20 protein-coding genes are annotated in these 25,408 nt (G+C 65.2%); 17 read left to right on the top strand and 3 right to left on the bottom strand.

Annotated elements, in window-relative coordinates; all coding sequences use genetic code 11:
- Positions 1 to 130 precede the first annotated feature (130 nt).
- The 8 genes from recR to IT430_13620 all read left to right on the top strand — a co-directional run bounded on the left by recR (position 131) and on the right by IT430_13620 (position 9,122).
- Positions 131 to 763: a recombination protein RecR gene (gene recR / locus IT430_13655; GenBank protein ID MCC6908984.1), complete on the top strand. Its 633-nt coding sequence runs from the start codon at positions 131 to 133 to the stop codon at positions 761 to 763.
- Between the two features lie 78 nt (positions 764 to 841).
- Positions 842 to 2,341, top strand: coding sequence for an RNA polymerase factor sigma-54 (gene rpoN / locus IT430_13650; GenBank protein MCC6908983.1), 1,500 nt, complete (start codon positions 842 to 844; stop codon positions 2,339 to 2,341).
- A 104-nt stretch (positions 2,342 to 2,445) separates the two neighbouring features.
- The gene (sppA, locus tag IT430_13645) at positions 2,446 to 4,248 is read left to right on the top strand and encodes a signal peptide peptidase SppA (GenBank protein ID MCC6908982.1); all 1,803 of its coding nucleotides are present in this window, start codon (positions 2,446 to 2,448) and stop codon (positions 4,246 to 4,248) included.
- Between the two features lie 59 nt (positions 4,249 to 4,307).
- Entirely contained in the window at positions 4,308 to 5,216 is a 909-nt protein-coding gene (gene thiL, locus IT430_13640; GenBank protein ID MCC6908981.1) for a thiamine-phosphate kinase, read from the top strand.
- Positions 5,213 to 5,842 (top strand): tRNA (adenosine(37)-N6)-threonylcarbamoyltransferase complex ATPase subunit type 1 TsaE, encoded by a 630-nt coding sequence (tsaE, locus tag IT430_13635; GenBank protein ID MCC6908980.1) that lies wholly within the window; start codon positions 5,213 to 5,215, stop codon positions 5,840 to 5,842. Before thiL ends, tsaE begins: the two co-directional genes overlap by 4 nt.
- Positions 5,843 to 5,881: 39 nt before the next feature.
- Complete coding sequence (locus tag IT430_13630) at positions 5,882 to 7,105, top strand: Gfo/Idh/MocA family oxidoreductase (GenBank protein MCC6908979.1); 1,224 nt, start codon at positions 5,882 to 5,884, stop codon at positions 7,103 to 7,105.
- A 40-nt stretch (positions 7,106 to 7,145) separates the two neighbouring features.
- Entirely contained in the window at positions 7,146 to 7,556 is a 411-nt protein-coding gene (locus IT430_13625; GenBank protein ID MCC6908978.1) for a hypothetical protein, read from the top strand.
- A 6-nt stretch (positions 7,557 to 7,562) separates the two neighbouring features.
- The gene (locus IT430_13620) at positions 7,563 to 9,122 is read left to right on the top strand and encodes a hypothetical protein (protein ID MCC6908977.1); all 1,560 of its coding nucleotides are present in this window, start codon (positions 7,563 to 7,565) and stop codon (positions 9,120 to 9,122) included.
- A 13-nt stretch (positions 9,123 to 9,135) separates the two neighbouring features.
- Here the strand turns inward: IT430_13620 and carB are convergent, their stop codons facing one another.
- The gene (gene carB / locus IT430_13615) at positions 9,136 to 12,681 is read right to left on the bottom strand and encodes a carbamoyl-phosphate synthase large subunit (protein ID MCC6908976.1); all 3,546 of its coding nucleotides are present in this window, start codon (positions 12,679 to 12,681) and stop codon (positions 9,136 to 9,138) included.
- A 359-nt stretch (positions 12,682 to 13,040) separates the two neighbouring features.
- On the opposite strand from carB, the gene IT430_13610 reads away from it, so the two are divergent.
- The 7 genes from IT430_13610 to IT430_13580 all read left to right on the top strand — a co-directional run bounded on the left by IT430_13610 (position 13,041) and on the right by IT430_13580 (position 18,195).
- Positions 13,041 to 13,841 (top strand): 1-acyl-sn-glycerol-3-phosphate acyltransferase, encoded by an 801-nt coding sequence (locus tag IT430_13610; protein MCC6908975.1) that lies wholly within the window; start codon positions 13,041 to 13,043, stop codon positions 13,839 to 13,841.
- On the top strand, positions 13,825 to 14,454 hold the full coding sequence (locus IT430_13605; GenBank protein ID MCC6908974.1) for a hypothetical protein: 630 nt from the start codon (positions 13,825 to 13,827) through the stop codon (positions 14,452 to 14,454). The genes IT430_13610 and IT430_13605 overlap by 17 nt, the downstream gene beginning before the upstream one ends.
- Before the next feature lie 21 nt (positions 14,455 to 14,475).
- Positions 14,476 to 14,751 carry a hypothetical protein gene (locus IT430_13600; GenBank protein ID MCC6908973.1) on the top strand — a complete coding sequence of 92 codons (276 nt, stop codon included), beginning with the start codon at positions 14,476 to 14,478 and terminating at the stop codon, positions 14,749 to 14,751.
- A 7-nt stretch (positions 14,752 to 14,758) separates the two neighbouring features.
- Positions 14,759 to 15,835, top strand: coding sequence for a mannose-1-phosphate guanylyltransferase (locus tag IT430_13595; protein MCC6908972.1), 1,077 nt, complete (start codon positions 14,759 to 14,761; stop codon positions 15,833 to 15,835).
- A 75-nt stretch (positions 15,836 to 15,910) separates the two neighbouring features.
- A complete protein-coding gene (gene nuoH, locus IT430_13590; protein ID MCC6908971.1) occupies positions 15,911 to 17,146 on the top strand; it encodes an NADH-quinone oxidoreductase subunit NuoH in 1,236 nt (411 codons plus the stop codon).
- A 33-nt stretch (positions 17,147 to 17,179) separates the two neighbouring features.
- Positions 17,180 to 17,608: a hypothetical protein gene (locus IT430_13585; protein MCC6908970.1), complete on the top strand. Its 429-nt coding sequence runs from the start codon at positions 17,180 to 17,182 to the stop codon at positions 17,606 to 17,608.
- Positions 17,609 to 17,622: 14 nt separating this feature from the next.
- Positions 17,623 to 18,195, top strand: a complete 573-nt coding sequence (locus IT430_13580) for a hypothetical protein (protein MCC6908969.1) — start codon at positions 17,623 to 17,625, stop codon at positions 18,193 to 18,195.
- A 231-nt stretch (positions 18,196 to 18,426) separates the two neighbouring features.
- Here IT430_13580 and IT430_13575 read toward each other — a convergent pair whose 3' ends face one another.
- Together IT430_13575 and IT430_13570 are read right to left on the bottom strand one after the other, a co-directional pair.
- Positions 18,427 to 21,591 carry a tetratricopeptide repeat protein gene (locus tag IT430_13575; protein ID MCC6908968.1) on the bottom strand — a complete coding sequence of 1,055 codons (3,165 nt, stop codon included), beginning with the start codon at positions 21,589 to 21,591 and terminating at the stop codon, positions 18,427 to 18,429.
- A gap of 57 nt (positions 21,592 to 21,648) precedes the next feature.
- A complete protein-coding gene (locus IT430_13570; GenBank protein MCC6908967.1) occupies positions 21,649 to 22,122 on the bottom strand; it encodes a BlaI/MecI/CopY family transcriptional regulator in 474 nt (157 codons plus the stop codon).
- Positions 22,123 to 22,423: 301 nt separating this feature from the next.
- Between IT430_13570 and IT430_13565 the strand changes: the two genes are divergently transcribed.
- Both IT430_13565 and IT430_13560 read left to right on the top strand, forming a co-directional pair.
- Complete coding sequence (locus IT430_13565; protein MCC6908966.1) at positions 22,424 to 23,839, top strand: hypothetical protein; 1,416 nt, start codon at positions 22,424 to 22,426, stop codon at positions 23,837 to 23,839.
- Entirely contained in the window at positions 23,836 to 25,230 is a 1,395-nt protein-coding gene (locus IT430_13560) for a hypothetical protein (protein ID MCC6908965.1), read from the top strand. Before IT430_13565 ends, IT430_13560 begins: the two co-directional genes overlap by 4 nt.
- Positions 25,231 to 25,408: the final 178 nt, after the last annotated feature.

The raw sequence follows: 25,408 nt of genomic DNA, 5'->3' as shown, positions 1-25,408 counted from the left end.
TAACGCGCGGCGGGAGCCCCAGAGAGGGAACGGCACCCCGAAGTGACGAAAATCTGCCTGCAAGGGCCGGTAATTGAAGCGAAGTGGCCGCCGGCCAATGGCGGGCGCAAGGCTGCGAATACAATGGCCCATGGACCGAAGCGGCCCGTATCCCGATTCGATGGTGCGGCTCATCGATGAGTTCGCCAACCTGCCCGGCATCGGGCGGCGCAGCGCTGAGCGCCTCGCCTTTCACGTGCTCAAGAGCGATCGGGCGACGGCGATGAAACTCGCCCAGGCGATCAGCGACGTCAAGACGCACGTGAAGCACTGCTCGATCTGCTACAACCTCGCCGACCGCGATCCGTGCCCGATCTGCAGCGATCCGCGGCGCGAGCACCAGACCGTACTCGTGGTTGAGCAGCCCAAGGACCTTATCAGCCTCGAGCAGACGGGGATGTACCGCGGCGGCTACCACGTGCTGCTGGGCCACATCGCGCCCCTCGATGGTATCGAACCCGAAGATCTCACGGTCGGCGCGCTGCTCAAGCGCGTGGATGACCCCGCAGGCAACGCGTGCGGCGTGCGGATCGCGGAAGTGATTTTCGGCCTGAGCCCGAACCTGGAGGGCGACGGCACGGCGTTGTACTTGGCCGAACAACTCAAGAGCCGGGGCGTGAAACTGAGCCGCCTGGCGCGCGGCCTGCCCAGCGGCTCGCAGATCGAATACGCGAGCAAGGCGGTGCTCGCGGACGCGATCATCGGCCGCCAGGGGGTTGAGTGACGTTCAAACGCGCCAGCCTCGGCGCTACGATGGCCCGAGCGATGGAGCATCGAGTTCCCAGCCAGAAAACAGCCCGCCATGCGATTTGAAACCTCCCAACATCTTCGCCTCAGCCAGCAGATGAAGATGTCGCCGCGGATGATCCAATCCATGGAGATCCTGCAACTGGCGGCCCCGGCGCTCGAGGAGCGGATCGAGCAGGAACTCGAAGGCAACATCGCGCTGGAGATCGACGAGCCTACGGCAGACGGCATGTCGCTGGCCGAGCAGCAGCGCGATGAGGATCGCGACGCCGCCGAGGGCGAGCGAGCCATGGTCACCGACGATGCAAACGCCGGCGAGGGGTTTGATCGGCTCAACCGCCTGACCAACGAATACCGCGATGTGCTCGACGACCAGTTCGGCGATTCATACCGCCGCCCGCGCCAGGATGGCGAACCCGACGGCAAGATGGCGGCCATGGCCAACACCGCGGCGCGAGGCGAGAGCCTGCAAGCGCAACTGCTCAGCCAGTGGGCGTTGTCGGACGTCGATGAGCGGCACCTGCTCGCCGGCGAGCAGCTCATCGGCTTCATCGACGACGACGGCTACCTCCGCGTCGAGATGGAGACGGTGCTGGGCCAGGCACCGCCGGGGATCACGCTCGAACTGCTTGAAGAGGCGCTGCCCGTCCTGCAGGAGACGCTCGAGCCCGCCGGAATCGGCGCTCGAAACCTGCGCGAATGCCTGCTCATTCAGATCGATGCGCTGGAGCGAGAGAATCCAGGCGTTGATCTTGAAGTCGAGCGGCTTCTCGTGCTCAATCATCTGTCCGACATCGAACAGAACCGCCTGCCAAGGATCGCCGAGACCACGGGGCTGACGATCGACGAGGTCAAGGCGGGGCTCGAAGGGCTGCGGCATCTGGACCCGAGGCCGGGGCGGCAACTGGTCAGCGAGTCGCCCGAGGTTGTCATCCCCGACGCCATCGTCGAGTACGACGACGAGGCGGACGATTACGTGGCGATGCTGTTCGACGGCCGCCTGCCGCGCCTGCGCATCAACCCGCGCTACGCGGCGATGCTCAAGGACGAAAAGGTCGAGAAGGCCACGCGAGAATTCGTCGATTCGAACGTGCGCAACGCTCGCTGGCTCATCGAGGCGATCGACCTGCGCAAGAACACGCTTTTGCGCGTGATTCGCGTCGTGGTCGCGCATCAGCGCGATTTCTTCGACCAGGGCCCGGCAGCGCTCAAGCCGCTGCCCATGTCGCAGGTGGCCGAACAACTCGGCGTGCACGTGGCGACGATTTCGCGCGCCGTGAGCGGCAAGTGGATCCAGACGCCGCGCGGCGTGCTGCCCCTGCGCAAGTTCTTCTCGTCGGGCACGGAGACCGAATCCGGCGAGGACATGAGTTGGGACGCCGTAAAGCAGAATCTCAAAGAAATCATCGACGCCGAAGACAAGCGAGAGCCGCTGGGCGATGACAAACTGGCGGCGGCGCTCAAGGAGCGCGGCATCACCATCGCCCGCCGCACCGTCGCCAAGTACCGCGACCAGCTGGGCATTCCCGCAGCCAAGATGCGAAAGACCTATTGAACGCAGCCCCGCGGCCGGAACCGCTGACCTCAATCCCACTACAATTCGTGTCCGCACGCTTCGGCGGCGGCACGTCCAGAACTCCGTCCGAGCAAGGAGCCGGCATGTCCACGCCCCGTCATTGGTTTGTGTCACTGGTTACTCTGATTCTCATCGCGGCCGCGCTCCCCGCCACGGCGCTGGCCCGGCAGGATCAGCGCATCGGCTGGATCGTCATTGACGGGCCGATCGTCGAGCAGCCCTCGCCGCTTGCGTGGCTCTTTGGCGCCGACGTCGAGCCGACGGTCCGGCACATGACGGCGATGATCCAGGACGCGGCAGAGAGCGACGACATCGCGGCGCTGGTCATTCACCTCAAGGACTTCCAGTGTGGCTTCTCGCAGGTGCTCGCACTGGGCGCCGCGATGGACGATGTCCGGGCCGCCAACAAGAGGGTGCACGTCTTCAGCGAGAACTACGGCCCCATGGAGCTGTTGCTCGGCGCCAGCGCCGACGAGGTGATCATGCAGACGGGCGGCGCCGTCAGCTTTCCCGGCCTCTACAGCGAAGAGTTGTATCTCGCCGATGCGCTCGGCCTGGTCGGGCTCCAGGCCGACATGGTGCAGGTGGGCGATTACAAAGGCGCTGCCGATCAGATGGCGCGCAGCAGCGCCAGCCCTGAGTGGTCGCAGAACATCGATGCGCTGCTCGACGACCTCTGGGCCCAGATGGGCGAACGGCTTCGCGAGGGGCGCCACCTCGATGACGCCCAGTGGCAGCGCGTGCTCGACGAGGGCTGGTCGGCGGACGCCAAGCAGGCCCGCTCGCTTGGACTCATCGACACCCACCTCGACATCCTCGATCTCAAGGATCACGTGGCCAGCCAGTGCGGCACCGATCGCGTCACGCTCGATCTTGGCCCGGAGACCGACGAACTGCAAATGGACATGACCAATCCCTTCGCGATGATGGCGATGCTCATGAGCGAGCCGGACCACACGCCCACCCGGCCGACCGTCGCGGTCGTGCACATCGACGGGCCGATCGTGGATGGCGAGTCAACCGAAGGCGGCCTGTTTGGCGGCGCCAGCGTCGGCAGCCGCACCGTGCGCGAAGCGCTCAAGCGGATCGAAGATGAAGACCTGATCAAGGGAGTCGTCGTGCGCATCGATTCGCCCGGCGGCTCGGCGATCGCTTCTGAGATCATCTGGCAGGGCTTGCGCCGCCTCGCCGAGCACAAGCCGGTGTTCGTTTCCGTCGGGTCGATGGCGGCGTCGGGTGGCTATTACATCGCCGTCGGCGGCGATCGCATCTACGTAGATCCCGCATCGATCGTCGGCTCCATCGGCGTGGTCGGCGGCAAGATCGTCACCGGCGGCCTCTTCGAGAAGATCAACATCGGCGTCACCGCCCGCGCCCGCGGCCCGCACGCGCAGCTCATGAGCAGCACGCAGCCGTGGGACGACAGCCAGAGGGCGATGGTCCGGGCCGAGATGAAGAAGATCTATGACTTGTTCACTTCGCGGGTCGCGGCGGGTCGTGGCAACAAGGTCGATCTCTCGAAGATCGCCGAAGGCCGCCTGTTCACCGGGAGGCAGGCGATTGGCAACGGCATGGCCGACGGCATCGCCGACTTCGACCAGACCATCGGCATGCTCGCGGCCAAGTGCGGCCTCAGCGAAGGCGCCTATGACGTGATGACCTACCCGGGCCCGCAGAGCATCCCAGAGATGCTCGAGTCCATGCTGCCCGGCGGCGTGCACTCGCCTCGTGCGCAGGCCGCCTCGCCGCTCATCAACGTCGAAGCGATCAGAACGCTCGTGGGCGAAGGGGCATGGGAGCAGATCCGCGATTCGCTCAATGCACTGATGCAACTCCGCGAGCGCCGCGTGCTGCTCATCTCGCCGCGGGCGGTGGTGGTGAAGTAGGATCGGAGCTGCGACTCCCGAGGCAGGGCCTGCGCGTTGAACGGCTAGAATTGCAGGACGTGAAGGAATTCCGCCTGCTATCCCGTGTGTACGAGCACAACGCGGCTCTTGATGCGCGCGTGCTGATCCCGCCGGGCGATGACATGGGGATGGTCCGCATCGACGGCGCCGAGGTGCTGGCCGCGGTCGATCAGATCGTCGCCGGCCGGCATTTCACGCTCGATTTGACGCCGTTGCATCTCATCGGCCGCAAAGCCATCACTCGCAACCTCAGCGACATCGCGGCCATGGCGGCCCGGCCGGTGGCGGCGCTGGCGGCTGTCGTGCTGCCGCTGGACTGGCAGGAGTCGCAGGCGCTGGAACTCTTCGAAGCCATGCGGACCACCGCCGAGCAGTACGACTGCCCGCTCATCGGCGGCGACATCTCGATGGCGGAGGCACCGCTGATGTGCAGCGTGACGGTGCTCGCCCGGCCGGGGCCGCGCGGGGCGATTCGGCGCAGCGGCGCCGGGCCAGGCGATGCTGTTTACGTCACCGGACGACTTGGCGGGAGCGTTGCCGCCGACGGGAGCGGGCGTCACCTGACCTTCGAGCCGCGCATCGAACTGGCGCTGGCACTGGCGGAGCGATTCGACGTGCACGCGATGATTGACATCAGCGACGGCCTTGGGCGCGACGCGGGCCACATTGCCGAAATGTCCGGCGTGCAGATCGAGATCGACGCCGCACGAGTGCCGTGCTCGCCCGGCTGCGACTGGCGCCGCGCGATGAGCGACGGCGAAGACTACGAATTGTGCTTCACGGTGCAGGCCGGCGTGGAGCTGCCGGGCGAACTGGCCGGCGTAGGGCTGACGCGCGTGGGCGCCGCAAGGAGCCGGGCGGCGGACGAGCCGGCGATCGTCGTGCGCGCGGGCGGCGACGTGATTGACGGCTCAAGCCTCGGCTGGGAACACGGAGCGGCGACGTGACGCAACAACTCTCGCACAGCGCTGAAGACACCATGCGCATCGCCGCCGACCTGGCGCGCACGCTCAAGGGCGGCGAACTGATCGCGCTGCGCGGCGAGCTGGGCGCGGGTAAGACGTGCTTCGTGCGCGGCCTGGCGCGCGGCATGGGAATTGATCCCGCCGTCGTGAGCAGCCCGACGTTCGTCATCATGCACGAATACGAATCGAAGCAGGATCTGCGGCCGCGCGTGCTCATTCACATCGACGCCTACCGCCTGCGAGGCAGCGATGAACTCGAGAGCATCGGCTGGGATGAACTCGTCGAGAAGCACGATGCGGTCATCGCCCTCGAATGGCCCGAGCGCGTGGCGGGCGTGCTGCCGCATGATCACCTCGACATCACGCTCGAACATCGCGGAGATGAGGAGCGGCTCATCACAATTCAGCCGCGCGGCGATGCGGCGCCGGGCGCGACTCGAGCCAAGCCGTGTCCGATCTGCCAGATGGAAGTGGCCCCCGAAACCGAGACGTTTCCGTTCTGCTCGACTCGCTGCCGGCTGGCGGATCTGAACCGGTGGATGGGCGGCGCCTATCGCGTGAGTCGCCCGGCGACGGATCCGCGCGACTGGGAGGAGAATGCTCTGTAGGCGAGGGGATACACTGCCTCTGCACGTCTGGAAGGAGCGATGGGCATGGGTGGAGGCAGCGGGGCGGTCCGGGTCGGACTCATCGGCACCAAGTTCATGGGCCGGGCCCATTCGAACGCGTGGCTCAAGGTCGGCCGCTTTTTCGATCTGCCGCTTTCTGTCGAGATGTACGCGGTGTGCGGGCGCGACCGGGTGGAGACGCCGAATTTTGCCCAGCGCTGGGGCTGGCGCAACGCGCTGACCGACTGGCGCGAACTGATCGCGGATGAGCAGGTCAATCTCATCGACGTCGGCACGCCAAACGACATGCACGCCGAGCAGTCGATTGCCGCGCTCGAGGCGGGCAGGCACGTGGCGTGCGAAAAGCCGCTGGCGGGAACGCTCGCCGAGGCGCGGCAGATGCGCGACGCAGCCCGCAAGGCGCGCAAGTGCAAAACGTTTGTCTGGTTTAACTACCGCCGCTGCCCGGCGGTCGCGCTGGCGCACCAACTGGTCGCCTCGGGCCGGCTCGGGCGGATTTACCACGTCCGCGCGGCCTATCTACAGGACTGGGGCGGGCCCGACACGCCGCTCGTCTGGCGCTTCAAGGGCAGCGTCGCCGGGTCAGGCGCGCACGGCGATCTCAACGCCCACATCATCGACATGGCCCGGTTCATCACCGACGACGAGATAACCGAGGTCGCTGGCGCGATCGAGGAGACGTTCATCAAGCAGCGATTGATTCCCGAGGGCGTGGGGGCGGCGATCAAGGGCAGCGCCGCGAAGGGCGCCGCGAAGCCGCAAGCGGCAAAGGGGCGCACGGGCCGCTCGACCGTCGATGATGCGGTGCTGTTCCTGGCGCGATTCAAGCGCGGCGCCGTCGCCAGTTTCGAAGCAACCCGCCTCGCCACCGGCAACAAGAACCGCAACACGATTGAAGTCAACGGCGAGCGCGGCGCCCTGCGGTTCAACTTCGAGCGCATGAACGAACTTGAGTTCTACGACGCCACCGCGGATGCCACGACGCGCGGCTGGACAACGATCATGTGCACCGACGCCGCGAAGCACCCGTACGCCGCTGCATGGTGGCCGGACGCCCACGTGCTCGGTTACGAGCACGGATTCGTCAACCAGGCGGCCGACATCGTGCGCATGCTCGCTGGAAAAAAACCGGAAGTTCCCATGCCCGATTTTGAAGACGCGTACAAGACGCAGTGCGTGCTTGAAGCGGCAATCGTCTCGGCGCGGCAGAAACGGCCGGTGGCGATCTCCGAATTCAGGTGAAGCCGCACGGCGCCGGCCGCGGAAAGGAGTACCGTTCACCATGGTGGTCGATCCCTACGACACAGCGGCCCCGTCTGCGCAGCGCCCGGCGTTCCAGGGCGAGTCGATCGGCTCGCTGGTGCTCGGTGCGGCGATTTTCGGCCTGTTCGGCTTTGGTTTGACCTGGATCACTACGTCTCCGGCCTCGCAGTTCGCCATGTGGACTCTCCGCGTCCTGGCCATCGCTTTTGCGCTGACGATCGCCGTGGTGTTCATTTCACCGCGCGTTGGTGAAATCGTGCGCCTGCTGGTGATCGCGCTGGCGGCCGTGCTGCTCTCCGCCGCCGGAGTCTGGGGACTGATCGAACTGGGCCTGAACAACATCACCGGCTGGCTGCTGTTGATCATGGGGGTGTTCGACGGCATGGAGATTGTGAGGTATATTGCCGCGCGGCGCGCGGCGGGAGGATGAAAGATTGTGCGACGATTCCTGATCATCGGTGCGGCGCTGGTCGTTCTGATCGGCGCCGGCGGATACGTGCTGTACCGCTCGGTCGGCCGCGAAGGTTCGGGCCAACTTGAGAACTGGGTCGGCCGTAGCGTGGTGGGCATCATCGAATCGCATCTGACGGCCACGGCCGAGTTCGACCGGCTGGACTACCAGGCGCCGGCGACGGTCGTGCTCGACGGGCTGAAACTGACCGGCGCTGCGGGGCAGCCGCTCGTGCAGGTCGATCGCCTGCAACTGACGCTGGCCCGCACGCCGCGGCTGAATGAGCCGGTGCAGATCGCACGGGTGCAGCTCGATTCACCATGCCTGCACTTCCGTCAGGATGCAGAAGGTGAGCTGGTTGGGTGGAGCAATCTGGTCGATTCGGCGGTGGCTGAAGAGGGGCTCGATGCCGTGCCCGAGCCGTACCGCCTGAGCGAAGTGCTCGTCATGCGCGAGATCGACATCCGCGACGGACGCATCGAGTATCACAGCAGTGGCGATGAGGAGCCGATGGTGCTGCATGGCGTAACGCTGACGCTGCACACCGCCCCCGATGAGGATGACCCAGGCTGGTACGGGCTCAACGGTTCGATGAGCCGTGCGCCGCAACTCGAAATCGACTTCGACGGGCGGGCCAATCTCGATTCGATGCTGCTCGATCTGGCGCGCCTGGAGGTGTCGATGCGGCTGGAGCAGGAGCAGTACGAGTCGCTGCCGCCGCAGTTGCAGACATTGGTGCGGCGCTACGAGTTGCGCGGCCAACTCGAAGCGGCGGGCGGGGGCACTTTTCCGGTATCTGATCTGTCCGGCGGCAACGCGTGGCTCGAAATGACCCTCAGCGATGCGTTTGCTTCGTTCGGCGAGAGCGTGCTGCCGGTGAAGCAGGTGCGTCTCAAGGCAGCCATGGCGGACCGGACGGTGAGTCTGGACGCGATGGCTGATCTTCTTTCAGGCAGCGCCAGCGCCAAGGCGACGGCCAACCTCTACGAAATCATGAGCGTGAACCTCACGTACAGCGCTGCGCAGATTAACCTGCGCCAGACCCTTGCAACGACCGGCCGCGACGCGCCGCCGAAGTACGATGGAATCCTCAGCGCCGCCGGCCAGGTGCGAACGAGCGCGCTTTCGCCGCTCGAATCGATCAGTGGCAGCGGTGACCTCACGGTAGAACAAGGGCGGCTGGTGAACCTGCCCGTCATCTCCGATCTGACGCGCGCGATCTCATCTCCATTCGGCGGCGACAGCGATTCCGGAAGCGATGCGGCGCAGGTTGATTACGACTTCAAACCGGATCGTCTTGAGATCAGCGAGTTTGAACTCGTCTCGCCGCTCATCGTCGCGCGCGGCGACGGTCGGATCTACTACGACCAGCGGCTGTCGCTGGCCGTGAACGCCGGACCGATGGAGAAGGTGCAGAAGGGACTGGGCAAGATCGGCGCGGTGCTCGGCGGCATTACCGATCGGCTCGTCAAGTACTACGTGAGCGGGACGATCGAAGATCCGAGCATTTCGGTCAAGCCTCTGGGCATCGGCGCCGGCAGGTGAGCAGTGCGGCGGCTCAGCGGGCGGCGACGCGCTCAGCCGGTTTGCGGATCGTCGGAGCCGTCGAGTTGGTGGGGTAATGATCCTGCAGCGCCGAAACGCGCCACTGCGAGGCGCGCAGCGCCTCGATGGCGCGGACCACTGCCGCGGCGCACGTGCGCGTCGTTGCCATGGGGATGCCCTGGCGGACCACGGCCGCGCGAATCTTGCCTTCGTCGGTCTTGGCGCCCTTGCGCGTCGGCGTGTTGATGATCATCTGCAGTTCGCGGTTCTTGATCATGTCGAGCACGTTGGGCCGCACGCCCTCGCTGATCTTGCGCAGCACTTTCGTCTCGATGCCGTGTTCGGTGAGCACTTTGTTCGTGCCGCTGGTGGTGTAGACGCCGAATCCCAGGGCCTTGAGTTTGCGAACCAGATCGACGATCGCTTCCTTGTCGCTCTCGCGCACGGAAATGAAGACGTTGCCCTCGGTCGGCAGGAACACCCCGGCGCCCATGAGCGCCTTGGCGTAAGCGAGTTCGAAGTCGCGATCGATCCCCATGACTTCCCCAGTCGAGCGCATCTCGGGGCCGAGGATGACATCGACGCCCGGGAACTTCTTGAAGGGGAAGACGGACTCCTTGACGGAGATGAAGCGCGGATTGGTGTTTTCGGCGAGGTTGAGGCCGTCGATCGTCTCGCCGGCCATGATCTTCGCGGCGGCGCGCGCCCAGGAAACGCCCGTGGCCTTGCTGACAAACGGCACAGTGCGCGAGGCGCGCGGGTTGACTTCGAGGATGAAGATCTCATCGCCGAGTTCGCTGTTTTCCTTGACGGCAAGTTGAACGTTCATCAGCCCCTGCACGCGCAGGCCCTCGGCCAGTTGACGCGAAACGGCCTTGATGCGATTGACGATCGGCGGGTGCAGGCTGTAGGGCGGCAGGGTGCAGGCGGAGTCGCCGCTGTGCACGCCGGCCTGTTCGATGTGCTCCATCACGCCGCAGACCAGCGCTCGTCCGCCCTCGCGCTCGTGTGAATAGTCGGCGATGACATCGACATCCACCTCGAAGGCGTCGTCGAGGAACTGGTCGATGAGAATGGGCGCGTTGGCCAGGTCGCTGGCGACCACGGCCTTGGCCATGTAGCCCAGCAGCGACTTCTGGTCGTCGCAGATTTCCATGCCGCGTCCGCCCAGCACATAACTCGGGCGCACGAGCACGGGATAGCCGATGCGGCCGGCGATCTCTACGGCCTGATCGATGCTCCGGGCGATGCCGCTGCGCGGCTGCATGAGGCCAAGCCGGTTGAGCAGGTCGCGGAAGCGGTCGCGATCCTCGGCGAGATCGATCGAATCGACGCTGGTGCCGATGATCGGCGCTCCTCCGGCGAGCAGGCCGTGTGCGAGGTTGAGCGGCGTCTGGCCGCCGTACTGCACGATCACGCCGTGGACCAACCCGTTGCGGCCGAGTTCATCGGTGCCGTGCCCGCCCAGCGGCCGGCCGTTGAGGCGCTCGATGACGTTGAGCGTGTCTTCGAGCGTGAGCGGCTCGAAGAAGAGCAGATCCGAGGTGTCGAAATCGGTTGAGACGGTTTCAGGATTCGAGTTGATCATGACCGACTCGAAGCCCATCTCGCGCATGGCGAAGGACGCCTGGCAGCAGCAGTAGTCGAACTCGATCCCCTGGCCGATGCGGTTGGGGCCGCCGCCGAGGATGACGACCTTGCGCCGGTCGCTGATGCGGATTTCGTCATCGCAACCCCCAGCCTTCGCCAAAGCTGAGCGTCGATCACCTTCGCTGCGTTGGAACGGCGTCTCGTACGTCGAGTAGTAGTACGGCGTGATCGCTTCGAACTCGGCGGCGCACGTGTCTACGAGTTTGTACACCGGCTCGATGCCCAGGCGCTGGCGGTGCTCGCGCACGCGCATGATGGACGGCGTGGAGATGTCGCCGATGTAGAGATTGGCCAGTTGCGGATCGGAATAGCCCAGCCGCTTGGCCTCGGCGATGACTTCGCGCGGCACCTGTTCAAGCGTCGAATACGAGCAGAGCAGATCCTCAAACTCAACGAGCTGGCGGATCTGATCGAGGAACCAGCGGTCGATGCGCGTAAGGTCGTGGATCTGATCGTCGGTCCAGCCCATCTTCATCGCGTAGCGGATGTAGTACAGCCGGCCCTGGCTCGGCACGCCGAGTTTGCGCCGCAGTTTTTCGAGGTCGATGGGCCAGACGAGCGGCGAGCCGTCCGCCGCGAGCCCCGTCGGGCTGTTGATGTCCAGCGAGAGCTGGCGGTTGTGCTCGATGGCGCGAGCCGCCTCGAGCCACTTGTCGTTCTTGTCCAGGCCCAGCCCGAAGCGCTTGACCTCCATCGACCGGATCGCCTTCTGCAGGCTCTCCTTGAACGTGCGGCCGATCGCCATTGCTTCGCCGACGCTCTTCATCTGCGTGGTGAGCGTCTCATCCGCCTCGGGGAACTTCTCGAACGTCCAGCGCGGCATCTTCGTCACGACGTAGTCAATCGTCGGCTCGAAGCACGCGCTGGTCGTGCCGGTGATGTCATTGCGCAGTTCATCGAGCGTGTAGCCGATCGCGAGTTTGGTGGCGATGCGGGCGATGGGAAAGCCCGTGGCCTTGGACGCCAGGGCCGAGGATCGCGACACACGCGGATTCATCTCGACGACGATCATGCGGCCGGTCTGCGGGTTGGTGGCAAACTGGATGTTCGAGCCGCCTGTTTCAACGCCGATGGCGCGGATGATGGCGATGGCCGCATCGCGCATCCGCTGGTATTCCTTGTCGGTGAGTGTGAGGATCGGCGCGACGGTAATCGAATCGCCGGTGTGCACGCCCATGGGATCGATGTTCTCGATGCCGCAGACGATGACGACGTTGTCGGCCTTGTCGCGGACGACTTCGAGTTCGAATTCTTTCCAGCCCAGCAGCGATTCGTCGATGAGCACCTGCCCGATGGGCGAGGCGTCCAGGCCGCGGCGGACGATTTCCTCGAACTCGTCGACGTTGTAGGCGATGCCGCCGCCGCTGCCGCCGAGGGTGAAGGCGGGTCTGATGATCGCCGGCAGCCCGACCTCGGCCATGAACTCGCGGGCCTGGTCCATGTCGGTTACGGTCCGCGCCCGGGCCTGCTCGAGTCCGATGGCTTCGATGGTTCGGCGGAATTGCTCGCGGTCTTCCGCGCGGTGGATGACCTCTCGGGTGGCGCCGATCATCTCGACGCCGAACTCGTCAAGCGTGCCGTTGTCGTAGAGGGCGCACGCGCAGTTGAGGGCGGTCTGCCCGCCGAGAGTGGGCAGCAGGGCGTCGATGGGATTGCCCAGCCGCTTCTCGTTGGCGATGATCTTGCGGACAGCCTCGGGGGTGATGGGCTCGATGTAGGTCCGGTCCGAGAAGCCCGGGTCGGTCATGATGGTGGCGGGATTGGAATTGACCAGCACGACGCGGTAGCCCTCTTCTTTGAGGGCCTTGCACGCCTGTGTTCCGGAGTAGTCAAATTCGCAACCCTGTCCGATCACGATGGGACCGGAGCCGATGATCAGGATCGTACGGATATCAGAGCGCCGCGGCATGAGTCTCCCTGTTGGGGGGCGTTGCAGGCATGGGACGGTCCGCTTGCATGGCGGGTTTCGGTGGGATGGCTCTAAACTCCGACAGGTTAGCCGCGCAGCCCGAAAGGCTCAAGTGATCGTAATCCTCCGGGGCGGATGGTGCGCAGAAAAATGGACCCGAATCGTCACGCGACGAGCCGGGTCCGCGAAGGAAACGGTGCACCATGCACCGGAGCGATCTGGATTGAGAGGCGGCCCCGTCGGCGCCGCCGCCATCCCGGATGCGCCGATCGCCACCGTCTGGCGGGATTTGCTGCGTCAGGCCGTCATTGCAGCCCGGCGGGGGTTGACTTCGGCCGGCGGCTGCCGATTCTCTGCTTGTGATGCGAGTCGAACTGGTGGTGCCGTTGGTTCTCCTGACCGTCGCGCTGAGCGTCGGCGCCGCCCAGCAACTCGATGCGCTGCGGCGCCGCTGTCCAAGGCCGACCTGGTCAGGTGTGCTCGTCTGGATCGCGTTTCGACTCTTCGCGCGGCTCGTGCATCGGGCTCGGTACGTCGGCGGAGAAGCGCTGGAAGCGGCTGGTCGCCCATTGCTGCTCGTCTCCAACCACACCGGCGCGGCAGACCCGATTCTCCTCCAGGCCGGCTGCCCGTTCGAAGTCCGGTGGATGATGATGCGCGAGATGAACCGCGGCGCGGTGGACTGGTTCACCCGCTACGGCCGAATCATCCTCGTCGAGCGCGATGGCAAAGACCTCGCCTCAACGCGCGAGGCCCTGCGCCACCTCCGTGGAGGCGGGGTCATCGGCATCTTCCCCGAAGGCGGCATCGAACGACCGCCTGAAATGCTCCGGCGATTCCACAGCGGCGTCGGATTCCTCGTGGCGCGATCCGGTGCGGCCGTGGCGCCCGTCTGGATCAGCGGCACGCCCAAGGTGGATAACGCGATGGCCAGCCTCTATACGCGCGGCCGGGCCCGTGTGCAGTTCGGTCCGATCATGCGCTTTGACGACATCAACGACGCCGACGAGATCACGCGACGGATCCGCGACTGCATCGCCTCCATGTCGGGCTGGCCGACCAGCGACGCAATCGCCGACGATCCCATGCAGCCGCCGCCCAAATCCGGCGACGCGAGCCCCGCCTGCCCTACGATGTCTCCACATGATCGTCCGCATTGAAGGAGAGATCGTGGCCGTTGAGGGGCCGTGCGTGCACTTACGCGTCGGGCCGATGGTCTACGAACTGTTCGTCCCCGCCTCGGACCTGCAGAGCCTGCACGGCCGCATCGGCCAGAGCGCATCCTTCGACACGTTCCACTACTTCGAGGCGCAAGGGCAGGGAACGACCATGCTGCCCCGTCTCATCGGCTTCACGACGGCGCTCGACCGCGAGTTCTTCGAGTTGTTCATCTTGGTCAAAGGCATCGGCAACCGCAAGGCGCTGCGGGCGATGGCCCTGCCGACGCGGACCATCGTCGCTGCGATTGCGGCGCGCGATCTCGACACGCTCAAGACTCTGCCCGAGATCGGCCGCAAGAGCGCCGAGACCATCGTCGCCGAACTGCACGAAAAGGTGCGGCCGCTGCTGGCCGGCGGCGCGCCAGCTTCGACGGCCGAGGTGAAGGACGCCGGCCGCAGCGCTGTGGCCCATGATGCGCTGGCCGTGCTCATCCGCCTCGGCGAGCCGCGCCACCTGGCGGTTCAATGGATCGATCGAGCTCTGACGCTGGAACCGGAGATCGCCGACGCCCAGGCGCTGGTGACCGCGGCGTTTCGGATCAAGACGGGCTGAATCACGCAGAGGAGAGACCCGGTGCCCTATATCGCTCGCAAGGATCGCGCTCAGTACCAGAGCGCCATCGACGAACTCGCCCGCCTCGTGCCCAAAGATCGCATGGCTCGGCCGGGCCACATGAACTACGTCATCAGTCTGCTCATCAATCGCGTGTACGGCAACGCCATGCGGTACGCCGATCACAACGAAGTGGTGGGTCTGCTCAATTGCGTGCAGCAGGAGTTCTACCGCCGCCTTACCGCGCCCTATGAGGATGAGAAGATCGAGCAGGAAGGCGATCTGACGGAACTGTGAGTCACTGATGCGGTACATTGTCATCATCGCGGGCGGCTCGGGGACGCGGCTGTGGCCCATGAGCCGGGCTGACCGGCCTAAGCAACTGCTGCCGCTCGTAAATGGCCGCAGCCTGCTCGAACTCGCCGTGCGCCGCGGTGAGGCGCTGGTCGACCCGGACCGACTCTACATCTGCGCCGGAGAGTCCATGCGTGCGGCCGTGCTCGACGCAGGGCTGGTCAGCACGGACCGGTACATTGCCGAGCCGCAGGGGCGCGACACGTGCGCAGCCATCGCGCTCAGCGCTGCGGTTCTCTCAACGTGCGATCCGGACGCAGTCTTCGGCGTGCTGACGGCGGACCATCTCATCGACCCGATCGACCGCTTCGCGCGCACGTTCGAACTCGGGCTGGCGCTCGTGGAAACTCACCCGCAGCGAGCCGTCGTCTTTGCCGTCACGCCGACGTATCCGGCGACGGGCTATGGCTACATCGAGCAGGGCGAGGTCATCGATGGCTTTGCGCCCGCGTGCCGGGTGACCTCGTTTACGGAAAAGCCCGATGAGCAGCGGGCCTGCGCCTTCATCGAGTCCGGCCGCTACGGCTGGAACAGCGGGATGTTCGTCTTCTCGGCGCGCGGCTTTCTGGAGGCGCTCGGCTGCCATCAGCCGGAGATTGCCGCCGGCGTGGCCGAAATCGGTCGGACGTGGGGTACGCCGCAGCAGGCCGAAGTGCTCGCCCGCGTGTACCCGACGCTGCCGCGCATCAGCGTGGACTTCGGCGTCATGGAGCCGCTGTCGCGCGAGGCGGGTGACCTGGTCTGCGCGGTGCCGCTCGATGTGAACTGGCTCGACATTGGCAGTTGGCCGGCGCTGGCGCAGACCCTGGCCGCCGACGAACGCGGCAACCGGACCAACGCGCTGCTGCGCACCATCGACTCGCGCGGCGTCACCGCCTTGAGCGACGACCCCACCCACACGATCGCCGCAATCGGCTGCGAGAATCTCATCATCGTCCGCACCGCCGACGCGACGCTTGTCGTGCCGGCTTCTCAGGCCGAGAAGGTCAAGATGATCGCCGGAATGGTGGACCGGCGCGTGCAGTAGGCGGTGGGCGTCGACTTCAATGGCGGAATTCGCCTCAGTTGAGCCGGGCCGGGCGGCGGTTAGCATTGCCCTTCCATGCCGCACGTCGATTCGATTCCGGCCCAGGTCTTTGTCAGCGTGATCGTCTGTCTCGTCGTCTTCGGCGCGATCCAGGGCGTCATTGCGTACCTGATCCTGTGGGAGCGCAAGGTCGTCTCGTGGATTCAGGACCGCATCGGCCCCAACCGCGTCGGCCCCGCCGGGCTTCTCCAGCCGCTGGCCGACGGGCTGAAGCTTTTCTTCAAGGAAGACTACACCCCCGGCCAGGTCGATCGCCGCCTGTTCATCCTCGCGCCGGCGTTCATCATCATCCCCGCGCTGATCGGCTGGGCGATCGTGCCGTGGGGCGGGCAGTGGAACTTCCCGGGCATGACGCTCTGGGGCTGGCTGCCCATCATCGGCGGGGCGGTGATCGAACCCGCGCGCGTGAACGTCGCCGCGGCGGGCAGCGTGAGTGTCGGCATCGTCTACGTCATCGCCACGGCCAGCATCGGCGTGTACGGCGTCGTGCTCGGCGGCTGGGCCTCCAACAGCAAGTACGCCTTTCTCGGCGGCCTGCGCGCCGGCGCCCAGATGATCAGCTACGAGATCCCGCTGGGCGTGGCGATCCTTATCGTGCTGCTCACGAGCGGGTCGCTGCGGCCCGACGTGATCATCGAATCGCAGACGGCCGGGGCGTGGTTCCTCATCGCGCATCCTCTCGCGGCGGTCATCTGCTTCGTCTCGATGCTTGCCGAGGCGAATCGCGCGCCCTTCGATCTCGCTGAAGCCGAGCAGGAACTCGTCGGCGGATACCACACCGAGTATGCGGCGATGAAGTGGGCTCTGTTCTTCTTCGCCGAATACGGCCACATGATCACGAGCAGCGCGATCTTTACCGTGCTGTTTCTCGGCGGCTGGCACCTGTTCCCCTTCGTTCCGCAGCCGGTTGCGGGCGGGCTGATCGCGGTGCTGCTCAAGGTGATCGTCTTCGCCGCCAAGGTGGGCCTGCTCATCACCTTTATGATCGTGATCCGCTGGACGCTGCCGCGTTTTCGCTACGACCAGCTCATGAATCTCGCCTGGAGGATGCTCATTCCGCTCTCGGCGCTGCTGCTCGTGGGCACCTCGGTCCTGGTCTACCTCGGCCTGACCCAGTGGTGGTGGATGCTGGCGATGAACATCGTGATCGGCGGAGTCATCTACCTCGCGCAGCCGATGTTGCCCAGAACCCGCAGCAGCAATGAAAAGGTCCGCCTGCTCGGCTCGCGGTTCCACGCTCCGCAGGCATGATCAGGCTTCCGCAGCGGGAGAGTCGCCATCCTCATGAACGTCAGCGACCCGCCGCGGTACTCGAGCACGGCGTTCATTCTCTTGGCGAACATCTTCGGCTCGCTGCTGCTTTTCGTCGGCGGGCCGTGCGGAGCGCCGCTGGTCGGCATCGCCTTTCTGCCCTGGACCTGCGAGATGATGCGCTATCGCGCGGCGTGGCTGGTGTGGTGCATGGTTTACCTGCCGCCGATCGTGCTGGGCATCGTCCTGTGGCAGACCGTGGCCGATAGCGCCGCGATCCTCGGCACGATTGTAACGTTCATCATCATGGTTCCGCTGGCGGACCGGCTCCTGCAGGAATATCCGCCGCCGCCCAACGCCTGTCGCCAGTGCGGCTACGACCTGCGCGGTCTGAAGCACGAGCGATGTCCGGAGTGCGGATCGGAACAACAGTGTGATCCGCCTGCGCCTGATCATCAATAGTGCGGGACTGCTGCATGGACTGGATTGTAATCATCCTGCTCGTACTTGCCGTGATTGTGGCGGTGGTGCTTTGGGAGTATATCGAAAGGTGGTTCCTCAAGCGTCATCCCGACTTCTGGCGCAAGCAATCTGCGGCCATGAGAGAAGCAATAGAGAGCATGGGGCGCACCTGCCGTCAGTGCGGATACGACCTGCACGGATTGGAGGGAGACCGGTGTCCGGAATGCGGCGCCCAACGACACACTCTCGAAAACTGGAAGCGCGGGAGGATCGAGGTTCGGTCGACTGAGTTGCAATATGAATCGCCGAGAGGCAGAATCACCCAGGTTCCGTTCGCGTGCACCAGGTGCATCACGGCGTACAAGATCGATGTGTTTGCCTATGAACGTGTTTGTCTCCTCTTCGAATACGAGGTGGCCGGCCGGGTAGAGCGCCTTGAAGTCGATGAAGAGATGGTCGGGTTTGCCGAACTGACTCGTGCACTACCCCAGCACTTCGCTCTTCGGGATGAGGGCTGGTGGCACAAGGTGGCATTCCCGGCATTTGCGGCCAACACAACGGTACTCTGGCGGCGAGAATCGGAATAGGCGAGTGGGCTCGATTTACGCAACGAGGTTTTTGCGGCGTCAATCTCGATGTCCGGTGCATCCGTTCCAAGTGCGGTGCAGCACTGGAACGACCGAATCAGCGGCTCGCACAAGATCGGCGCGACGGTTCAGAAAAAGAACCGGGCGCCGCGCGGCGCCCGGTTTCTCTCTCCTCCATGAGCAGGTCCGGCCGGGGGCGGTGGCGGACCTGCATGCAGGCGCGGTTGCGACTCAGCGGGCCGGCTCGTCGTGCTCGGCTTCGTTTGTCACTTCCCAGTGGACCTCGTGCGAGCCGTCGTGGCTCTCGACGTGCACGGTCTTTTCCATCTGCTCATCGTGCTTTTCGAACGCGGCGACGATCTCCTTGAAGCGTGGATGGTTGTGCAGAGCCTTCAGATCGGGATCGGAGTTCACGAATGCGGCGTTGAGGATCCCGCCGTGGTCCTGCGTCGCGAGCTGGGCGAGTACCTCGATGGCCCGGTCGTGCCGGCCCAGGGCCGTTTCGCAGCAGGCGATGTTGTACGAGGCGATCGACGGGGCAAAGCCCAGTTCGCTCTGCCGCGCGAAGGCCGCGCGGGCGTCTTCGTAGCGGCCCAGGCGCAGCAGGGCCCATCCCTGCCGCAGGTGCGCGCCGCCGTTGGTCGAGTCCTTGGCGATCTGCTTCTCGGACTGGCTCAGGAGGTGATTCCAGTCTGCAGCGCCGAAGTTCTCAAGGATGCGCGAATCGTTGGCGAGGTTGATGATGTCCTCGAAGCGCTTCTCGTCGCGGATCGAGGCGAGATCGTCGTCGCCTTGCATGTGCTCGGCGTCGAGGAATCCCGCGTGCACCGCCGCTTCGAGATAGCCCAGCGCCGCAGTGGTGCGGCCCTGGCGGGCCGCGCAGCACGCGAGGTTGTAGACAGCGTCGCCGGCGTCGTGACCGCGCTGCAGGGCGCGAAGGAACGACTGCTCCGCCTGCGCATATTCACCGTCGCCGAACTGGGCATAGCCGAGCGACCACGAGAGATCGCCATTCTGATCGGCCATCTTGCCGGCCGCCTGGAGCAGTTTCGCCGCGTGCTGATAGTCGCCGGCCTCGATCGCATCGGCGATCTCCTGTTTGGGCCGCGGCGCGCTCTCGACTGAGGCGACGAGGTCGTTGAATCGGCTGTTGCCGCGCAGCCCGTCGAGATCGGGGTCTCCGCGCACCAGTTCGAAGTCGCGGAAGCCGAGATTGATCGACGCGGCCAGATGATCCAGCCCCGAATCGACGCGGCCCTGAATCGCATCCACGCACGCCGCGTTGTAGTGGCCCACGGCCGGGAGGTGATCGAGTTCGATCTGCCGCGCCTGGGCGGCGCGGGCCGTCGCGAGATACTCATCGCGCCGGGCGTCGCTGTCGGCGTCGCGGCTGGCGAGGATACTGGCGTAACTGAGCATGTGCTGCGCCTGGCCGTCATTGGGCGCGAGCCTGGCCAGTTTGCCGAAGTGGACCGCCGCCGCGGCCCAGTCTTCCTCGTTGATGGCCTGCTGGCCCTGCTTCTGAAGCGAATCGACGAAGTTCACGTCGCCGGCGAAGGCGCGGAAGCGGTCATCGTCGCGCAGGGCGTCGAGATCGGAATCCGTGTTGACGAGTTCGAGTTGATCGAAGCCGTACTTCACGGCGGCGGTGAGTTGTTCGAAAGCCGCGTTCGTCTGCCCCCGGCGCGCGAGCACGCAGGCCAGGTTGTAGTGCGCGATCGCCGGCTCGCGACTCTTTTCGATCTGCTGCTCGAGGAGTTGTTGAGCGCGGTCGAGTTCGCCCATGGCCATGAGGCAGTACGACAGGCGACTCGCGGCATGGGAATGGTCCGGCTGGGCCTGCAGGATCGCTTCGTAGGCGCCGGCGGCGCGCTGCCAGTCTTTGGTGTTGTAGAAGGTTTCCGCGCGGCGTTGGAGAATGGCCTCACGGATCAGATCGCCGTGTTCGGCCGCGATGGCCGGATCGATGCTGACTTCAGTCGGGGGCGCGAGCCAACCCGAAGCGCCACCGGCCCACGAAGGCACCAGCGCCGCCACGCCCAGCAATGCGGCCAGAGCAGCCGCGGGCGACAGCCGGCACACCGTCCGTTCTTTCACGATCATGATGAGTCTCCTTTCAACCAGGGAGCGACGTGACGAAGTCCCCACCCCCAGCGCCAACGCTGCCCGGGGAGCCGTCGAAAGTTGTTCAATCAGGTCCACGATCGACGCCGCGTAGAGCCCGCGATGCGTCGGGAGCATCGACACGACCCACGAATCGCATGCGAGATCGGCGTACTCGTGCAGCCGGCGGCACGCCAGGTGCGCCAGCGGATGCCACCAGAGCAGCGAGACCGCGAAGACCTCAAACCACGCCAGCCAGTGGTCTCGGCGGCGCAGGTGGGCCAGTTCGTGGACGACGATGCCATCGCAGCGCTGCGCATCGTGCTGGGCCAGCGCGGCGTCGCCCGTCGGCCAGAGCAGCGTTGGAGCGCCGAATCCCCAGATCACCGGCGAGCTCAGGCCGCGCATCGTCCGCACCGCCGGCGCGGCGAGTCCCAGTTCATCCGCGAGTCGATCGACTCGGTCTGCCAGCCACCGCGGCGCCATCGGCGCCTGCCGCGCTGCCGCGTGGAAGCGGGCGATGCGCCGGATGTGAATCGCCAGCGCGACCAGCGCGCCGACGGCCCAGATCGCCAGCAGGGCCAGACCCAGAGTGCGCAGCGAGCGCGCGGCCCAGGGCGGCAGGGTCATCGAGCCGTCCGCGTCGCCGGCCGCGGCGCGGAGCAACTTCTTGTCGGCGTAGAGATCTTTCCACGCGACCTGCTCGCGCTTCATTTCCGCGAGCGTCATTTCAGACGCCATCGGCTCGGCTGACTCGGCTTCATCCGGCTGAGTCGGCTGAGCCTTCGGATCGCTGTTCCACGCGTTCGTGGCATATTGAACGGCATTCGACTCTGCCGGCGGCGAAGGCTGCGCGGTGGGGGCGATCCGCGAAGCCGGCTCGGACGAAGAGGAGTCTGCCAGCGGCTGCGGCGACGCGGCCGCAGCGGCTGGCGCGGTCTGCTCTTCCGGGAGCAGCGCCGGTTCAATGGGGTTGGGTTGAACCGGCGCTGCGGAACCTGCGCTGACGGAGCGGTTGTCAGCATGCAGCGCTCCTCCCGAAAGAGACAGGTAATGTGCAAATTGAGACGCGATCTGCGTCGAATGCGAATCGACGAAGCCGCTGATGCGATCGCGCATCGGCTCGGGCGGCCAGTGCGTGATCGACACCGGCGGCGCGACGAGGCGCACCAGCACGAGCACCCAGAGGAAGTGGCACACGGCCGGCCGGGCTTTGAACAGTCGGCAGGCGATGCACACGCCTGCGGCCAGGACCAGCGCCATCACGGTGTTTTCAACGATCCACTCAAGCATGGTTCGACTCCGCTCTCTCTTCGTGGCTCCCACCCCGACGTGTGAACTGTGGTTCGCTCAGGCGCGCGGCTCATCGCGCCCGCCGCGCCGACGGCGCTTGCGCAGCCGGGCCGGCGAAGGCGGCGCGGCCGCCTCGTCGCGCGGCGACTCGTGCTCCATCTGTTTGAGCAGTTGGCGCAGTTCGCTGATGTCCTGCGACGACAGCGAGCGCCGCTGGACGAGCGAAAGCAGCAGGGGAGAGGCCTGGCCCTCGCACAGCCGCTGCATGAGGTCATCGAGTTGGCTGCCCAGCAGGTCTTCACGCGAGACGGCGGCCTTGAAGACGTGGGCCCGCTCCGAGGCGTCCTTGCGGATGCAGCCCTTTTCTTCGAGGCGCTGGAGCAGCGTCTGCACGGTGGTGTAGGCCCAGTCGCGGCCGGCCGAGCGGAGCGCCTCGTGGAGGGCGCGGACGGTGGCGCCGCCCTGGCTGTCCCACAACTGCTTGAGGACTTCGAGTTCCGCATCGCTGATTGGCTTGCTCGGTTCAACCATCTCGGCCGGTCTCCGGATGCAGGTCGCGGTGGATTCGGTGGAGTTATACGGAGTCCGACAGGTTGTAGTAGCACAAATCTGAGAAAAATCCTACAAGTTGTCGGATTCGAGGGCCGGTAAGTGTGCCCGCTGTTGTCCGCCGGGGAAAAACCGGCCGAAACGGATGAGAAAGTCCGAAAAATAGAGCCGCCCAGACGGCCTGTGACCGTCAGGAGCCGAGGATCGCTGCGCGCCCGCGCCGAGCTGGAGCGGTTGTTACGACGCGGCCAGTTGCCCCGAAGCCCGTTGCGCGGACAATGCGATGGTGCTCTGGCTCGTCACATCCTGGTTGCTGTTCGGCGCTGCATTGGGCTGGGCGGGGTGGTTTGTCGGCCGGCGGGTGTGGCGGCGTCGGCGCTTCCGACTCTACTGCGAGTCCTGCGGCTACGACTTGCGCGGCGGCGCCGCTCCGCGCTGCACCGAGTGCGGGCATGACACCTCTCGACCGATGCGATTGATCCGCTTCCGCCGCGCCCTGCTGCACTCGATGGTCGTCTTCGCGCTGCTGACTGCGTCGCATCTCGTGTATCGCGTCGAGGCGATCCAGAAGCGAGGCTGGATCGCCGCCGTGCCGACGACAGTGCTGATTGCGCTGCTGCCGTTCGAGCGTGGATCTACTGACTACGAAGGATCAGTGCTTGTGCAGGAGGTGCTGTCCTTCCGGGCGCAGCGCGCCGATGCTGCGCCAGACGCTCAGCGTCGCAGTGTGCATGGTCCGGAGTACCCGATGGCGAGATGGCAGTGGTGGTGCGCCATCGAAATGGCCCTGAAAACGGAGTTCACCTTTTTTGATACACCCACCTGTTGGCAGATGAGCGCCGAGTGGCTGCTGAATGCGGCGGAGTCTGCCGACGCCGCAACGCGCGACCAGCTCCGTCGCATACTCGATGTTGTCGTTCTGGACCTTCGTACTCGTCCCCAATGGCCTGAGGGGGTGGAGATGCGGGCTGACTTTGGTGTGTTGTCGATAGACAGCGGATGGCGATTCGATTTTGAGATACATCCTCTCGAGCCGCACCGGCATTTGGCTTCATTTCGTCCAACGGGCACTTCAAGTGGAACCTATCCGGACTGGAATGACTACACCGATGTGCTTGGAATGGCCGAATCGCTCGGGCCAGTTCAATACGAGTTCATCATTCAGCGACGCGATGGTACCGAACATCCCTGGCGGGAGCTGAGTCGAGAAATCCGCACCGTCACGACGGTCGTGCCCGCAGACACACCGCTTCTTGATCCCATCCTGATCGCCGATGAGGTGGTTGCGGGGATTGGCGTTCGTATGAAGATCATTGAGAGTCCGCTTCCCGGCTCAGAGTCCTGTCTCGTCTATCTCAACTTTGTCCGGAACCGATCGCTGATCGACGCCGTCGGTGCCGGCACCTTCGCCGTTCGGATTCGATTGAAACTGAATGGCGAGCTTGTTGGCGAGAGCATCGGCTGGTGGTCAAACCGCCTTCCGTGGAAGAACTCAGTGGATCGCGATGAGTGGATCATCGAATACGACCTGGACAACGAATTGCTGGAGCGAGCCCGCAAAGCTGGTCATTCGGACTGGTCGTTGGAAATCGAAGGCGACCCCATCCTCGCCCTGCGCGACTTTCAATCTACCTCCTACTGGGCCGGAAAACACGAGTTCAGGAATATCCCCGTCGAGCGCGTGGAGAGCGGCAAGTGATGTGGCTCGTCACATCCTGGATCTTGTTCGGCGCTGCTCTGGCGTGGGCGGGGTGGTTTGTCGGCCGGCGCGTGTGGCGGCGTCGGCGCTTCCGACTCTACTGCGAGTCCTGCGGCTACGACCTGCGCGGCGGCGCCGCTCCGCGCTGCCCGGAATGCGGGCATGACACCTCTCGACCGATGCGATTGATCCGCTTCCGCCGCGCCCTGCTGCACTCGATGGTCGTCTTCGCGCTGCTGACGGCGTCGCATCTCGTGTATCGCGTCGAGGCGATCCAGAAGCGAGGCTGGGTCGCCGCCGTGCCCACGACGGTGCTGATTGCGCTCGTCGCGCCGGAGGAGCCGGACCCGGGCCTTCCGTTCGGTCACGACTCGCCCTTGCTCGTCGAACTGGGCTACCGAACGGATCTTCTGTTCCTCCCGAGGGTGCCCGTGCTGCAGTCCGCCGGCGATGGAGTGATGCACTGGCAGGAACTCTGGCTCGTACGCAAGGCGTTGCGCGTCAAGTACGGTCCGGAACTCGGAGCCCCGGATTGGCAGATACCCGCCGTAGGTATTCTGCAGTCAGCCTACGAAAGGGGACTGCTCACCGATCAGCAGATGCGGCAACTCGAGGATTCGTGGTATGTCCACGTGGAGACACGCAGTGCGTGGCCCTTGGGTGCGACGGTCACGGCGCGTTTCCACCCGCAACTCGCGATTTTCAATGACGGCTACCGGCTGACCGCGCATGCCCTGACTCCCGGCTTTCAGCGCTATGTCGAGTCGTACCGGATCATCGACTCAGTTATCCCCTTACCGTCAAGCCGATCGATCGGCGTCGCCGAGCAGACTGGTGCGGTGGAATACGAGTTCATTATGGAGCGCTACCACGACTCCGCGAACACTTGGGAGGAGATTGGTCGCCAGAAGCAAGTGATCACGACGGTCTCGGCCTCGAACAATCATGGGCTTCAAGCACGGGAAGTTCCCGCTGAGTTGATTGCGACGCTCAGTCCTCGACTCAGGCACCTGCCCTCTGGAAAGGTGGAGATCTTGTTTGACATGGACGCCGATCCGAAGTTCGGCGAGGCGCTCGGGTCTGCGGCGTTTGCCATCACGCTTACGCTGTACTGCGACGGCGAGCAGGTTGGCAGCGGATCAGGAATGTGGATTTCGCCGGACCGGCCGGCCAGCGTGTGGGAATACATCCCGCGCCTCGCCTCGCCGCCTTGGCGAGTACCCGTGACCATTACGAGCCAACCGACTCCACCAGCAATACCAATGGTCCACCGCTGGACCCTCATCATCGAAGGCGATCCCGCCGGCGCTCTTGCCGACATCGACTCGACGCTCTACTGGTCGGGCAGGTACGAGTTCGCCGACATCGTTGTGGACAGCAATGGCCCGTAGTTCTAACGGTTGATCGCCGATCGGCCAGATCACTCGCACTCCACCGGCGCGCTCACGCGGAACTTGTGGCCGTCGGGGTGCTGGAGGTGGAACTCGCGCACATGCCATGGCTCGTTTTCGGCGGCCGGGTGATCATCATGGCCAGCCTCCTGGCCAATGCGTGAACTTCATCGACCTC

The organism is Phycisphaerales bacterium (assembly GCA_020852515.1).
Lineage (GTDB): Bacteria > Planctomycetota > Phycisphaerae > Phycisphaerales > UBA5793 > UBA5793.
The sequence above is the reverse complement of the archived record's forward strand: the minus strand, read 5'-3'. Positions and strand labels throughout refer to the sequence as shown.

What these genes read in the sequence shown, in the direction of transcription:
- sppA (MCC6908982.1), top strand. Translation starts at nt 2,446, where the DNA reads ATGTCCACGCCCCGTCATTGGTTTGTGTCACTGGTTACTCTGATTCTC.
- carB (MCC6908976.1), bottom strand. Translation starts at nt 12,681, where the DNA reads ATGCCGCGGCGCTCTGATATCCGTACGATCCTGATCATCGGCTCCGGT.
- IT430_13565 (MCC6908966.1), top strand. Translation starts at nt 22,424, where the DNA reads ATGGTGCTCTGGCTCGTCACATCCTGGTTGCTGTTCGGCGCTGCATTG.
- rpoN (MCC6908983.1), top strand. Translation starts at nt 842, where the DNA reads ATGCGATTTGAAACCTCCCAACATCTTCGCCTCAGCCAGCAGATGAAG.
- IT430_13585 (MCC6908970.1), top strand. Translation starts at nt 17,180, where the DNA reads ATGAACGTCAGCGACCCGCCGCGGTACTCGAGCACGGCGTTCATTCTC.
- IT430_13570 (MCC6908967.1), bottom strand. Translation starts at nt 22,122, where the DNA reads ATGGTTGAACCGAGCAAGCCAATCAGCGATGCGGAACTCGAAGTCCTC.
- IT430_13595 (MCC6908972.1), top strand. Translation starts at nt 14,759, where the DNA reads ATGCGGTACATTGTCATCATCGCGGGCGGCTCGGGGACGCGGCTGTGG.
- IT430_13580 (MCC6908969.1), top strand. Translation starts at nt 17,623, where the DNA reads ATGGACTGGATTGTAATCATCCTGCTCGTACTTGCCGTGATTGTGGCG.
- nuoH (MCC6908971.1), top strand. Translation starts at nt 15,911, where the DNA reads ATGCCGCACGTCGATTCGATTCCGGCCCAGGTCTTTGTCAGCGTGATC.
- IT430_13605 (MCC6908974.1), top strand. Translation starts at nt 13,825, where the DNA reads ATGATCGTCCGCATTGAAGGAGAGATCGTGGCCGTTGAGGGGCCGTGC.
- recR (MCC6908984.1), top strand. Translation starts at nt 131, where the DNA reads ATGGACCGAAGCGGCCCGTATCCCGATTCGATGGTGCGGCTCATCGAT.
- IT430_13625 (MCC6908978.1), top strand. Translation starts at nt 7,146, where the DNA reads ATGGTGGTCGATCCCTACGACACAGCGGCCCCGTCTGCGCAGCGCCCG.
- IT430_13630 (MCC6908979.1), top strand. Translation starts at nt 5,882, where the DNA reads ATGGGCATGGGTGGAGGCAGCGGGGCGGTCCGGGTCGGACTCATCGGC.
- IT430_13575 (MCC6908968.1), bottom strand. Translation starts at nt 21,591, where the DNA reads ATGCTTGAGTGGATCGTTGAAAACACCGTGATGGCGCTGGTCCTGGCC.